The organism is Pseudomonas sp. YY-1, assembly GCF_002843095.1.
Classification (GTDB): domain Bacteria; phylum Pseudomonadota; class Gammaproteobacteria; order Pseudomonadales; family Pseudomonadaceae; genus Aquipseudomonas; species Aquipseudomonas sediminis_A.
The window spans coordinates 1-13340 of record NZ_PJLX01000018.1; the positions used below are offsets into that span (position 1 = coordinate 1).

The following is a 13340-nucleotide window of genomic DNA, read 5'->3' on the forward strand; positions in this document are numbered from 1 at the left end:
GCGAGTTCGAGTCTCGTTTCCCGCTCCAAATAAACGAAAACGCCGCTCAATCGAGCGGCGTTTTCGTTTCTGTCGTTTGCGTTCAGGCCGTTCGTGCCAGATACAGCAGGGTATAGCCCAGCCCGCACAATCCCCAGCCCAACCAGGGCGAGAATACGGCGCGCCACAGCCAGTGGCGCGGGGCGAAGCCGACGCCGTGGATGAAGGCGTTGGATACGCCCCACATCACCAGCATCAGTAACGAATGGCTGTAGCGGCCCTGGCTGTCGAGCATGGCGCCGGGGTGGATCAACAGCAGCAGCGCCAGCGGTGTAGCCAGCAGCCAGGAGAGCGCGCGCAAGGGCGTACGCTCGCTCAGGGCGATATCACTCATGTTCGCCATTGCTATCGAGATCCTGCGTGGTTTCCAGCCATAGTGCGTTGATGATGCCGAAGCTGCAGGCCAGCAGCACGCCAAGAATCCAGGTGAAGTACCACATCGCGTTTCTCCTCAATACAGGCCGTGGGGGTTGGCTTCGATGCTGCGGTCGTTGAGCTTGCCCCACATCTTCACGTAGCCCCAGAGGGTGTAGATGAGGATGATCGGTACGAAGATGCAGGCGACGACGAACATGATGCCGAGGGTCTTTTGGCTCGATACCGCGTCCCACACCGTCAGGCTGGAGGCCGCATCAAGGCTCGACGGGAAGACGAAGGGGAACAGGGCGAAGCCGGCGGTGCAGATGGTGCCGACGATCATCAGGCTACTGCCGATGAAGGTCAGGCCGGCGCGACGCCAGGTGCTGGCGAGGATGGCCAGCAGTGCGCCGACCACACCCAGCACGGGGGCGCCCATGGTCAGTGGGTAGCGACTGTAATTGCCGAGCCAGCCGGCATTGTCGGCGAGCACCTGCTTGTGCAGCGGGTTCAGTGCCGCGCCAGCATCGAACGCACCCGCCAGACTCATGCCCTTGATACCCAGTGCCAGCCAACTGCCGGCCAGCAGGAAACCGATCAGGAATACCAGCGCACTGAGGTAAGTGGCCGTGCGCGAGCGTGCGGCCAGGTCACCTTCGGTGCGCATCATCAGCCAGGCGCCGCCGTGGGCGCAGAGCATGCTCAGGCTGACCACGCCGCAGAGCAGGGCGAAGGGGTTGAGTAGGGCGAAGAAGGAGCCGTGGTAGCTCGAGCGCATCATGTCATCGAGCTGGAACGGCAGGCCGAGGAACAGGTTGCCGAAGGCCACGCCGAAAACCAGCGCCGGTACCGCGCCGCCAACGAACAGGGCCCAGTCCCAGGCGCTGCGCCAGCGGGTGTTTTCCAGTTTGCTGCGGTAGTCGAAGCCCACCGGGCGGCAGAACAGGGCGAACAGCACCAGTAACATGGCCCAGTACAGCCCGGAGAAGGCCACCGCGTAGACCATCGGCCAGGCGGCGAACAGCGCGCCGCCAGCGGTGATGAACCACACCTGGTTGCCGTCCCAGTGCGGGGCGATGGTGTTGATGGCAACACGGCGCTCGTTGTCAGTCTTGCCGACGAAGGGCATCAGCGCCATGGCGCCCATGTCGAAGCCATCGGTGAGGGCGAAGCCGATCAGCAGCACGCCGATCAGCACCCACCAGACGAGTTTCAGGGTTTCGTAGTCGAACATGGTGAAGTCCTCAGGCGTGGGCCGGCTGCTGTTGTTCGAAGTGGTAGCGTCCGCTGTGCAGGCTCGATGGGCCAAGGCGGGCGAACTTGATCATCAGGTACATCTCTACCACCAGCAGCAGGCTGTAGAAGGCGATCAGAGCGATCAGCGAACCCCAGACGTCACCGGCCGACAGGCTGGAGGCAGACAGATGGGTCGGCAGCACTTCACCAATCGACCAGGGCTGGCGGCCATGTTCGGCCACGTACCAGCCGGTCTGCGCGGCGATCCAGGGCAGCGGCAGGCTCCACAGCGCCCACTTGAGCAGCCAGGGTTTGCTTTCTTCGTTCTTCTTCGCTGAGGCCCAGAAGGCGCAGGCGAACAGCGCCAGCATGAGGAAGCCGCTGGCGACCATGATGCGGAAGCTCCAGAACAGACTGAACACATTGGGAATGGTGTCCAGCGCGGCCTGCTTGATCTGCGCCTCGCTGGCATCGACCACGTTCGCCGTGTACTTCTTCAGCAGCAGGCCATAACCCAGGTCGCTCTTCACCTCGTTGAAGGCGGAGATGGTCTCGGCCGACTTGTCGCCGCCACGCAGGCGCTCCAGCAGGCCATAAGCGATCATGCCGGTGCGGATGCGCGCCTCGTGCTCGATGAGCAGGTCCTTGATGCCCTTGACCTCCTTGTCCAGCGAACGGGTGGCGATCAGGCCCAGGGCGTAGGGGATCTTCACCGCGTAGTCAGTGCGTTGCTCCTGCTGATTGGGCAGGCCGAACAGGGTGAAGCCGGCCGGTGCCGGATGGGTGTCCCATTCGGCCTCGATGGCGGCCAGCTTGGTCTTCTGCACGTCACCGATCTCGTAACCGGACTCGTCGCCGAGGATGATCACCGAGAGAATCGAGGCCAGACCGAAGGCCGAGGCGATGGCGAAGGAGCGACGGGCGAAACCCTGATCGCGTTTCTTCAGCAGGTAGTAGCTGGAGATGGCCAGGACGAAGATCGAACCGGTGACATAGCCCGCCGCCACGGTATGCACGAACTTGACCTGCGCCACCGGGTTGAACAGCAGGGCACCGAAATCGGTCAGTTCCATGCGCATGGTCTCGAAGTTGAACTCGGCACCCACCGGGTTCTGCATCCAGCCATTGGCGATGAGGATCCACAGCGCCGAAAGGTTCGAGCCAATTGCCACCAGCCAGGTCACGGTCAGGTGCTGCAGCTTGCTTAGGCGGTCCCAGCCGAAGAAGAACAGGCCGATGAAGGTGGATTCGAGGAAGAACGCCATCAGCCCCTCGATGGCCAGCGGCGCACCGAAGATGTCACCGACATAGTGGCTGTAGTAGGCCCAGTTGGTGCCGAACTGGAACTCCATGGTCAGCCCGGTGGTGACGCCCAGGGCGAAGTTGATGCCGAACAGCTTGCCCCAGAACTTGACCATGTCCTTGTAGACCTGTTTGCCGGTCATCACGTAGACCGACTCCATGATCGCCAGCAGGAAGGCCAGGCCCAGGGTCAGGGGGACGAAGATGAAGTGGTACATCGCTGTCATGGCGAACTGCAGGCGTGAAAGGTCGACGACTGATTCCGAGATCATCTCGGTGTCTCCTCGGTGTGTATAGAAAGTGGGGCAGGCTGACCAAACAGGTGATGCTCGACGCGCTGCTGGCCGTCCTCGGGGACTGTCGGTTCGTTGAACCAGATGGCCTTGATACTCAGCAGTAGGGTCAGCTTGATCAGCAAGATCACTGCGATTTCGCGTACTAGCGGAATGCGCCAGGGGGAGGAAGGTTCGCGTTCGGGCATCTCGATGCTCCGCGTGTGCCGGTGCGGGCGGTGAGGCCGCACCGGCAGAGTGGATGTGTCCTAATGTTACAGAGTACTCGTGGGGGTATGTAGCGATGGAGATTGATGCAGGTCAGGAGAATGTCGATTAGCGGACCAATGCCTGCAGTGGCAGCCGCCAATAACTCAGTCGAACGCCGGCAGGGTGGGCGCCAGCAGTTCTCGACCGGCCGCTTGCCAGGCCTCGATACCGCCGGCCAGAGACAGCACATTGCGATAGCCCATCTCCCGCAGCGCGTCGGCAGCCAGCGCCGAGCGACCGCTGTTCTTGCAATAGAGAACCAGCTTGAGCGTGCGCTCGGCCAGTTGCGCATTGTTGCTCAGTTTGAACTCCAGCAGACCGCGAGGAATGTTGATGGCGCCGGGAATGTGTGCGGCGCTGTACTCATCCGTCTCGCGCACGTCGATCAGCAGGTCGGCATCGCGGATGGCTGCTTCGGCCTGCGACAGATCGACTTCGGTGATGCGAGTCTTGGCGGCGAGGACCAGATCATGAGCGCTTTTCATGGGTATTTCCTTGCATGGAAAGTGGCTGAGAAGGTGGCGATGGAGGCACGGGGGCGAGCTGCTTGAGCGCCTCGAACTGACTGATGAATACCTGGCCACCGAAGCGCTCCAGGAAGTCGGAGCGGCGTAGCTGATCCATTACTGGCCCCTTGACCTCGGACAGGTGCAGTTGCACACCGGCGGTATGCAGGCGCTCGACGATGGCGTGCAGCGAATCCAGGGCGCTGGCGTCTATCAGGTTGACTCCCGAGCACATCAGCACCAGGTGACGTACCTGGGGCCGACTGGCGATCAGCTCGCCGATGCGGTCTTCCAGATAGCGTGCATTGGGGAAATACAGGCTCTCGTCGACACGCAGCGACAACACGCTGGGTGTCTCGATCACGGCGAAGCGTTCGACGTTGCGAAAATGCTCGCTACCCGGTACCTGGCCGACCACGGCGATATGTGGCTGGCTGGTGCGCCAGAGAAACAGCAGCAGCGACAGGCCGACGCCAAGCAGGATGCCGGCCTCGACGCCGATCAGCAGCACACCGAGCAGGGTGGCAATCTGCGCGGCGCCGTCCTGGCGCGAATAACGCCAGGTGTGCTGCAGCGACTTGAGGTCGACCAGGCTGAGCACGGCGACGATGATGGTCGCCGCCAGCACGGCTTGTGGCAGGTCGTGCAGCAGAGGCGTCAGCAGCATCACGCTGAGGCCGATACCGAGGGCGGTGAATACGCCGGCCATGGGCGTGCGGGCGCCGGCATCGTAATTGACCACCGAACGGGCGAAACCGCCGGTGACCGGGAAACCTCCGCTGAAAGCCGCGCTGATATTGGCCGCGCCAAGGCCGAGCAGTTCGTTGTCCGGCTGGATGCGCTGGCGGCGTTTGGCCGCCAGGGTCTGGCCGACCGAGACCGATTCGACGAAGCCTACCAGGCTGATCAGCAGCGCCGCTGGCAGCAGCTGTATGGCCAGGTCGAGATCCATTGTCGGCAGCGTCAGCCCTGGCAGCCCTTGCGGCACCAGGCCAACCACCTTGACCCCGGCTTGCTCCAGTTGCAGCAGTGCGACAGCGGCAATGGCGACGATGATCGCCAGTACCGGCCCGGCCTTGGCCAGGTTACTGGCCAGTTGCGGCGACAGGCCAAGGCCTTGCAGTAGTTGCTTCAGTCGGCTTCTGGCCCACCACAGCCATGCCAGGCTGAGCACGCCGATCAGCAGCGTCGGTCCGTGTGTGCCAGGTAGCGCCTGGATCAGTTGTGGCAGCAACTGCGGCAGATTCTCGCCGGACGCCGAGACGCCGAGCAGATGCTTGAGTTGGCCGACAGCGATGAGAATGCCCGAGGCGCTGATAAAGCCGGACACCACCGGATGGCTGAGAAAGTTGGCGATAAAGCCCAGGCGCAGCATGGCCATGGCTGCCAGCAGCAGGCCCGAGAGCAGGGCCAGGAGCATGGCGGCGCCGACGTATTCGGCGCTACCGGCCGGGAACAGGGGCGCCAGGGTGGCGGCGGTCATCAGTGAAACCACCGCCACCGGACCAACCGCCAGAGTGCGGCTGGAGCCGAACAGGGCGTAGGCCAGCAGCGGCAGGATGCTGGCGTAGAGGCCGGTCACCGGTGGCAGACCCGCGAGCATGGCATAGGCCAGGCTCTGCGGGATCAGCATCAGGGTGACGATCAGTGCGGCGAGTCCATCCTGCGCTGCGCTGCCTCGGTCGTAGCGTCTGCCCCAGTCCAGGCAGGGCAGCCAGTGGCTCAGTTTCATTTCTGTTCCTTGCCGAAATCACAGGCAGCGGGCGCCTCGACCACCAGTGGCTGGTGCGGCAGGTGCTTGGGCTCGGCCATCCACTCGCGGCCGCGCAGCATCAGGTCGAAGTAGATGCTCGGCATCATCCGTACCTTGAGATCCCAGGCCAGGCGCCGTGGCACGGCCGGATCCAGCGGGAAGGTGGGCAGCAGTTTGCCGCCGTAGCCGAATTCGGCCAGTACCACCTTGCCGCGTTCCACGGTCAGGGGGCAGGAGCCATAACCATCGTAGATCGCCTGTGGGCCCTTGCCGGCCAGAACAGCCAGTACGTTCTCGGCAACCACGGGCGCCTGTTTACGCACCGCTGCGGCAGTCTTCGCATTCGGTGCGGCGCACACGTCGCCCAGGCTGAGCACGTTGCCGAAGCGCGGGTGGCGGAGGGTTTCGTGATCGGCCTCCACCCAGCCGTCGGCGCCGGCCAAGGGGCTCTGGCGGACGAATTCGGGCGCGCGCTGCGGCGGTACTGCGTGGAGGAAGTCGAAGGACTTTTCCAGCGTCTTGCTTTCGCCGCTGGCATCGGTCTGCTTGAACCAAGCGCGGCGACCCGGGCCATCGACGGCGATCAGGTTGGTGCTGAAGTTGAGGTGGGCGCCGTAGCGCTCGACGTACTGCATCAGCGGCGGTACGAAGGTCGGTACCCCGAACAAGACGGCGCCGGCTGAACACAGTTCGACATCGATCTGTGGCAGCACACCCTGCTTCAGCCACCAGTCGCAGGACAGGTACAGGGCCTTTTGCGGTGCGCCAGCACACTTGATTGGCATGGGTGGCTGGGTGAACAGTGCGCGGCCCTTGCGCAGGCTCTGCACCAGTTGCCAGGTGTAAGGTGCCAGTTCGAACTGGTAGTTGGATGTCACACCGTTCTTGCCCAGGGTTTCCTTGAGGCCTTCGATGCCGTCCCAATGCAGGCTGAGGCCGGGGCAAACGATCAGGGCGCGATAGTTCACCCGGTTACCGTCTTCCAGCACCACGCGCTGCTGATCCGGCTCGAAGCCGGCCACCGCTGCACGGATCCAGTGCGCGCCATGGGGGATACAGCGCGCCATCGGCCGTTCGGTGCGGGCACGGTCGAAGATGCCGGCGCCCACCAATGTCCAGCCTGGTTGGTAATAGTGCTGCTCACGGGGTTCGATCACGGCGACGCGCAAGTCGGCATTGCGCTTGAGCAGGCTGGCGGTCACCGCGCAACCGGCGGCGCCACCACCTACCACCACCACGTCATAGCGTTGGGTCGGTGTATTGCTCGGTTGCGCCTGGGTAAGCGGTGCCTGCTGCCAGCGTTGCTCCAGGCGCGGCGCCAAACCGCTGAGGTCGTAACCCTGTGCGCCTGCCGTGCTCAGCAACACCTGCGGGTCCAGATGGTGGGCTTCGCTCAGCGCCCACAGGCTGGTGGAGCGGGTACCTGTCCGGCAGAACGCCAGCAGTGGGCCACGTATTTCTCCGAGCAGGGCGCTGAAGGAGCTGACATCTTCATCGCTGATCTGCCCGGACGTTACCGGCAGGTAGTGGTAGTCCAGGCCGCTGGCCTTGGCCGCGGCAGCCATTTCGGCGGAGCTGGGTTGGCCTTCACCTTCACCATCTGGACGGTTGTTGATCACGCTGCGAAAGCCGGCAGCGGCGAGCATGCCCATGTCGCCAGGTTGTAACTGAGCAGCCACGGCAATGAAGGGCGTCAGGCGCTTGAGTGATTCCATGGTGATGACCTCAGAGGACGTCCAGGGGGATCTTCAGGTAGCGGGTGCCGTTGTCTTCGGCAGGCGGCAGCTTCCCGGCGCGCATGTTGATCTGCACCGAAGGCAGTATCAGGTTGGGCATGCCCAGTGTGGCGTCACGCTGGCGCCGCATGGCGACGAAATCAGCTTCGGCGATGCCCTGGTGAACGTGGATGTTGTGCGCGCGTTCCTCGGCCACCGTGGTCTGATTGCGGAAGTCATCGCGGCCCGGCGCCTTGTAGTCGTGACACATGAACAGACGGGTTTCGCCGGGCAGGGCGAACAGCTTCTGGATCGACTGGTAGAGGATGTGCGCATCGCCGCCGGGGAAGTCGCAGCGCGCGGTGCCGTAGTCGGGCATGAACAGGGTGTCGCCGACGAAGCCGGCATCACCGATCAGGTAGGTCATACAGGCTGGGGTATGGCCGGGCGTATGGATGGCTCGCGCCTGCAGCTCGCCGATGTGGAAGGAGTCGCCATCGTGGAACAGACGGTCGAACTGGCTGCCATCGGTGGCGAACTCGGTGCCGGCGTTGAACAGCTTGCCGAAAGTGTTCTGCACTACGGTGATGTGCTCACCGATGGCCAGCTTGCCGCCCAGTTCGCGCTTGAGGTAAGGCGCGGCGGACAGGTGGTCGGCGTGCACATGGGTTTCCAGTAACCACTCAACGTGCAGATCGCGCTCCTTGACGAAGGCGATGATGCGGTCTGCGCTGGCGTGTGAGGTGCGCCCGGAGGCCGGGTCATAGTCAAGCACCGAGTCGACGACCGCGCAGTGCTGCGTGGCAGGATCGATGACGACGTAGCTATAGGTGTAGGTGGCAGGGTCGAAGAATTCGACGACATCGGGATGCATGGTCAGGCTCCTCTCTTATACCCGTGGGGGTATTTTAATTAAGAGTAAGCGTAACTGTTTTTTGGTTCTATGCTTAGATTAAAAATGAATAATAAAAGAGGCCTTGTTCGGGCCGGCTATAACCGTCAGGCAAACTTTTCGCTGCGTCTGGCTTGTGAGGAATCGGCCAGAATTCGGCGCGTGCGAGCGACGCGCCTGGAGGGCATCAGGTGTACTTGGTGAAAATCTCGCGCACTCGCTGCAGTGAGGCCTCGTTGTCCTGCTCGGGGTCGAGCATGGCTTCTTCGATCAGGCAGGTCAGCATCAGCCGGTAGGACTTGTCCAGCGCGCTACGCGCCGCCGAGAACTGCTGGGCGATGGCGGCACAGTCCTCGCCGCGCTTGATCATCGCCTGGATGCCACGGATCTGCCCCTCGACCCGGGCCAGGCGTTTGAGCATCGCCTGCTGCTGTTCGAGCATGCGTGCGTGCAGGTCGGTAGTCTCGGTCATTGCGTTTCCTGTGCGAGGGGGCGAGTCAGGGTAAAGGCGCCGCGCAGTTCGCCGATCTGATAGCCGCGGGCCTGATCATGCGGATAGTACTGATCAATGGCCTCTTGTACCTCTGCTTTGATCGCGGTGCCGTGGCAGGACATGCAAGGCTCGCCGACGGCAATGGCCTGCATGTAGCGATATTCGCCGCCGACCTCTTCGCCGTAGCGTAATTCCTTGACCGGCGTTCCGGCTATCGCGGCTTCCGCAAAACGTTCCAGCACGCTGCGCTCCCAGGCATCGGGGGTGTTGTCCGGGTTGCGTACCTTGAGCGATGTGCGGCCCAGTTGCCACGCTTGCTGGCTGTGCTCGCTGGCGATCTGTGGCGCCAATGCCTGGCAGGCCTGTACTGCTGCAATTGGCCCGCCATCGGTGACGGCCTGGCGTACCGTACCCAGCAAGTGCTCGGCGAATGGTGGAATCTGCGCCGCCGCCTCGTCTTGCCAGGGGGCGGTTGCTTGTGCGGCGGTGCTAACGAGCAGGGTAGCGAGCAGAAATGGGCGCATGGTCGAACCTCATAAATACTGGTGGGAGTATTTATGCATGAAAGATGACGGCTGTCACCGCCGTCATCTGCGACATTCTGACCAATAGGTGTTAGCGGTGGATCAGTGCTTGGCGCCGTCAGTGGGCAGGGCCAGCAGCTGTTTTTCCAGGTTCCAGTCAAAAGGTTCGTCGTTCTCTTCCGCTTCGAAACGGCGCTCGTCGAGGGTCTGGTACAGGGCGATTTCTTCGTCGGGCATGAAGTGCAGGCAGTCGCCACCGAAGAACCACAGCAGATCACGGGGGACCAGGTGGGCAATTTGTGGGTAGCGGTGGAACACCTGGCTGATCAGATCCTGGCCCAGATACTGGCTGGAAACCGGGTCGCGCGGCAATTCGGCGAGCAGTTCGTCGTAGCGCTCGAGGAACAGGGCGTGGCTGTCGTCGAGCACCTGTTCGGCTTCGCCCAGGGCGACGAGGATGCCGCGCAGGTGATTGAGCAGGGCGAGGTGGTGTTCGATATGGCTGGCCATGGTGCAGGTTCCTGAAGGGTAAAACGGGCGCAGGAGTATAGAGTTCCTGACGCCCGCTGTCCTGCATGGCTGGCCTTCGTGAGAGGAGCTTTCGGCTCGGGCATCCTGCTTCGCTCTACCTCCTGCATCCCTGCAGTCGTAGTCGCGACGCATGAAGCTCGCAGCTAAAGCCCCTCCCACAGGTGGCTCGAGTCAACGCACCTTGCCGCTCTCCAGCGTGAGCTCTTCCTTGGCGAAGTCGTCGACGTCGATCACTCGACGCCGAGCCGCTTCGGCCGCTTGCAGGCGTTGGCCCTGTTCGCCGTCGAGGATGCCGGCGGCGATCGCCGCTTCGATGGTGTCCTGGCCAGGAGCCGGTTGCAGGCTGCCGTCCTTGAGCGCCTGATGTAGGCGCTTGCGAGCGTCCTGGCTGGCCTGCACCAGGTTCAGCGCATGCTGCAGGGCGCCAACCGAATCCTGATCGGCCTGCGGACGGTAGCAACCTTCCAGCACCGACTCCAGAGCAGGATCGCCGGCTTGGCGGCCGATAATCGCCGCCACTTCGGCGTCCAGCGCGTCGCTGGGGCCTTGGTGGCGGCGGCCCAGCGGGAACACCAGCACTTTCAGCAGGCAGCCGAACAGGCGGTTGGGGAAGTTGCTCAGCAGGTCATCCAGTGCTTGTTCTGCGTGATAGAGGTTTTCCTCCATGGCCCAGCGCAGCAGCGGACGAATCGCCTCTGGGTAGTCCAGGTCGTGGTAGCGCTTGAGCGCGGCCGAACCCAGGTAGAGGTGGCTGAGCACGTCGCCGAGGCGCGCGGACAGACGCTCGCGGCGCTTCAGGTCGCCGCCGAGCAGCATCATGCTGCTGTCGGCGCACAGGGCGAAGGCTGCTGCCAGGCGGTTGAGGGCGCGGTAGTAGGGCTGGCTGAGATCGTCACCTGGCACAGTACCCAGGCGGTTTAGTGTCAGGCCGAGAAGGAAGCTGCTGGCGGCGTTGCCGACGGCGAAGCCGATATGGCTCATCAGCAGTGAGTCGAACTCGATCAGTGCCTGGTCCTTGTCCTCGCGGTCGGCCAGGGACATTTCCTTGAGCACGTACGGATGGCAGCGGATGGCGCCCTGGCCGAAGATCATCAGGTTGCGCGAGAGGATGTTGGCGCCCTCGACGGTGATGAAGATCGGTGCGCCCTGCCAGGAGCGGGCCAGGTAGTTGTTCGGGCCCATGATGATGCCCTTGCCGCCGTGCACGTCCATCGCGTGGCCGATGCACTCGCGGCCGCGTTCGGTCAGGTGGTACTTGAGAATCGCCGACAGCACCGAGGGTTTTTCGCCTAGGTCGACGGCGTTGGCAGTGAGGATGCGCGCGCTGTCCATCAGCCAGGCATTGCCGCCGATGCGCGCCAGCGCCTCCTGGATGCCCTCGAAGGCGGCCAGCGGCACGTTGAATTGCTCACGCAGCTGGGCGTACTGGCCGGTGGCGAGGCTGGTGAATTTGGCCGCGCCGGTGCCGACTGCCGGCAGGGAGATGGAGCGACCGACCGACAGGCAGTTCATCAGCATCATCCAGCCCTTGCCGAGGTACTCCTGGCCACCGATCAGGTACTCCAGCGGAATGAACACGTCCTTGCCGGAGTTCGGGCCATTCATGAAAGCAGCGCCGAGAGGCAGGTGACGACGGCCGATTTCCACGCCGGGGGTATCGGTGGGGATCAGCGCCAGGCTGATGCCGAGGTCTTCCTTGTCGCCCAGCAGATGATCCGGGTCATAGGCCTTGAAGGCCAGACCGAGCAGGGTCGCCACCGGGCCGAGGGTGATGTAGCGCTTCTCCCAATTCAGGCGCAGGCCGATCACTTCTTCGCCGTTGTACTGGCCCTTGCAGATGATCCCGGTGTCCGGCATGGCACCGGCATCGGAGCCGGCCAGCGGGCCGGTCAAGGCGAAGCAGGGGATATCATCACCGCGCGCCAGACGCGGCAGATAGTGCTGACGCTGCTCATCGGTGCCGTAGTGCAGCAGCAGTTCGGCTGGGCCGAGGGAATTGGGCACCATCACGGTGGAGGCCAGGTCGCCGCTGCGGGTCGCCAGCTTCATCGCCACCTGCGAGTGGGCGTAGGCCGAGAAGCCCTTGCCGCCGTACTCCTTGGGAATGATAAGGGCGAAGAAACCATGCTGCTTGATGTGCTCCCAGGCTTTCTCTGGCAGATCCATCTGCTGGCCAACCTGCCAGTCGCTGATCATGGCGCAGAGTTCTTCGGTAGGGCCGTCGATGAACGCTTGTTCTTCCTCGGTCAGCTTGGCCTTGGGGTAGGCCAGCAGCTTGTCCCAGTCAGGCTTGCCGCTGAACAGCTCGCCATCCCACCACACCGTGCCGGCTTCGATGGCATCGCGCTCGGTCGCCGACATGGGCGGCAGTACGCGCTGGAACCAGGCGAACAGCGGGCTGGTGAACAGTTGCCGGCGCAGATCGCCGAGCAGGATGAACGCGGCGACGGCGCCGGTGACGATCCACAGCAGCAGTTGCAACCAGCCCGGTACCGGGCTGAACAATGCCATGGCCACCAGATAGGCTGCGGTGATGCCGAGGGCGGGTAGGGCGGCGGTACGGCTATGGGCCAGGTAGGCGACCCCGAGCAGCAGAACCAGCAACCAGATGACGAGCATGTGCATTCCTCCATGATTCGAGCGGGCGACGCCCCGAGCATAGCCATAAATGGCGGCAGGGGCGGTGAGCTTGGCCGGATCGTCGTGAACGTGGCGCAATTGACGGGATTAGACTGAAGCAAACTTCAGGAGCCCTCGCCATGCAGACCTATCTACGTCCCGGCCGCTTCATTGACAGTGACCATCGCGCGGTAGTCGAGTTCGCCGAACGTTGGCGTGGTGCGTCACGAGAACCGACCAGTCAGGCCGTGGCCCTGTATCTGGCGGTGCGTGACGAGGTTCGCTACAACCCCTATGCCTTCAGCCTCGATGCGCAGACATTGAAGGCCAGTCATGCATTGGCGGCCGGTGAGTCCTACTGCGTGCCCAAGGCCAATCTGCTCGCTGCCTGTGCCCGTCATTGTGGGATTCCCGCGCGTATTGGTCTGGCCGACGTGCGCAATCACCTGTCGACGCCGCGTCTGCTTGAGTTGCTACGCAGCGAAGTGTTCGCCATGCACGGCTATACCGAGCTTTACCTGAATGGGCGCTGGGTCAAGGCCACGCCGGCCTTCAACGAGGCGCTGTGCCGGGTGTTCAAGGTGGCGCCGCTGGAGTTCGACGGTGTGCATGACAGCGTCTTCCACCCTTACAACGACCAGGGGGAGCGCTACATGGAATACCTACACGATCACGGTCAGTTCGAGGATCTGCCCGAGCAACTGTTCTTCGACCATCTGCGCGGGTGTTATCCGCATCTGTTCGAGACCGGTGCGCTGGAATTGAGAGGCGATATGCAACGTGAGGCCAGTGTTATCGACTGAGTCGATAATCAAGATTGGCATGACGGTC

The 13340-nt window shown here is 63.2% G+C and carries 14 protein-coding genes; 1 reads left to right on the forward strand and 13 read right to left on the reverse strand.

Annotated features, from left to right (window positions below; genetic code table 11):
• Positions 1-82 precede the first annotated feature (82 nt).
• The 13 genes from CXP40_RS20820 to CXP40_RS20880 all read right to left on the reverse strand — a co-directional run bounded on the left by CXP40_RS20820 (position 83) and on the right by CXP40_RS20880 (position 12509).
• Positions 83-382 carry a cyd operon YbgE family protein gene (locus tag CXP40_RS20820; protein ID WP_106735284.1) on the reverse strand — a complete coding sequence of 100 codons (300 nt, stop codon included), beginning with the start codon at positions 380-382 and terminating at the stop codon, positions 83-85.
• Entirely contained in the window at positions 366-479 is a 114-nt protein-coding gene (gene cydX, locus CXP40_RS20825; protein WP_003460905.1) for a cytochrome bd-I oxidase subunit CydX, read from the reverse strand. The genes CXP40_RS20820 and cydX overlap by 17 nt, the downstream gene beginning before the upstream one ends.
• An 11-nt stretch (positions 480-490) precedes the next feature.
• Positions 491-1630: a cytochrome d ubiquinol oxidase subunit II gene (gene cydB / locus CXP40_RS20830; RefSeq protein ID WP_106735285.1), complete on the reverse strand. Its 1140-nt coding sequence runs from the start codon at positions 1628-1630 to the stop codon at positions 491-493.
• A gap of 10 nt (positions 1631-1640) precedes the next feature.
• A complete protein-coding gene (locus CXP40_RS20835; protein WP_106735286.1) occupies positions 1641-3206 on the reverse strand; it encodes a cytochrome ubiquinol oxidase subunit I in 1566 nt (521 codons plus the stop codon).
• Complete coding sequence (gene cydP / locus CXP40_RS20840; protein WP_106735287.1) at positions 3203-3415, reverse strand: cytochrome oxidase putative small subunit CydP; 213 nt, start codon at positions 3413-3415, stop codon at positions 3203-3205. Before cydP ends, CXP40_RS20835 begins: the two co-directional genes overlap by 4 nt.
• A gap of 165 nt (positions 3416-3580) precedes the next feature.
• A complete protein-coding gene (locus CXP40_RS20845; RefSeq protein WP_106735288.1) occupies positions 3581-3961 on the reverse strand; it encodes a rhodanese-like domain-containing protein in 381 nt (126 codons plus the stop codon).
• Positions 3945-5714 (reverse strand): SulP family inorganic anion transporter, encoded by a 1770-nt coding sequence (locus CXP40_RS20850; protein WP_106735289.1) that lies wholly within the window; start codon positions 5712-5714, stop codon positions 3945-3947. The genes CXP40_RS20845 and CXP40_RS20850 overlap by 17 nt, the downstream gene beginning before the upstream one ends.
• Positions 5711-7450, reverse strand: coding sequence for a bifunctional protein tyrosine phosphatase family protein/NAD(P)/FAD-dependent oxidoreductase (locus CXP40_RS20855; RefSeq protein ID WP_106735290.1), 1740 nt, complete (start codon positions 7448-7450; stop codon positions 5711-5713). The genes CXP40_RS20850 and CXP40_RS20855 overlap by 4 nt, the downstream gene beginning before the upstream one ends.
• 10 nt (positions 7451-7460) lie before the next feature.
• Positions 7461-8324, reverse strand: a complete 864-nt coding sequence (locus tag CXP40_RS20860; protein WP_106735291.1) for an MBL fold metallo-hydrolase — start codon at positions 8322-8324, stop codon at positions 7461-7463.
• 205 nt (positions 8325-8529) lie between these two features.
• Positions 8530-8814: a metal-sensing transcriptional repressor gene (locus CXP40_RS20865; RefSeq protein WP_106735292.1), complete on the reverse strand. Its 285-nt coding sequence runs from the start codon at positions 8812-8814 to the stop codon at positions 8530-8532.
• Positions 8811-9359 (reverse strand): DUF3365 domain-containing protein, encoded by a 549-nt coding sequence (locus CXP40_RS20870; protein WP_106735293.1) that lies wholly within the window; start codon positions 9357-9359, stop codon positions 8811-8813. The genes CXP40_RS20865 and CXP40_RS20870 overlap by 4 nt, the downstream gene beginning before the upstream one ends.
• A 102-nt stretch (positions 9360-9461) precedes the next feature.
• Positions 9462-9869, reverse strand: coding sequence for a PA2817 family protein (locus tag CXP40_RS20875; protein WP_099523050.1), 408 nt, complete (start codon positions 9867-9869; stop codon positions 9462-9464).
• Positions 9870-10061: 192 nt separating this feature from the next.
• Positions 10062-12509, reverse strand: a complete 2448-nt coding sequence (locus CXP40_RS20880) for an acyl-CoA dehydrogenase (protein WP_106735294.1) — start codon at positions 12507-12509, stop codon at positions 10062-10064.
• Between the two features lie 140 nt (positions 12510-12649).
• Here CXP40_RS20880 and CXP40_RS20885 point away from each other — a divergent pair, with 140 nt between their 5' ends.
• A complete protein-coding gene (locus tag CXP40_RS20885) occupies positions 12650-13312 on the forward strand; it encodes a transglutaminase family protein (protein WP_106735295.1) in 663 nt (220 codons plus the stop codon).
• Positions 13313-13340 lie beyond the last annotated feature (28 nt).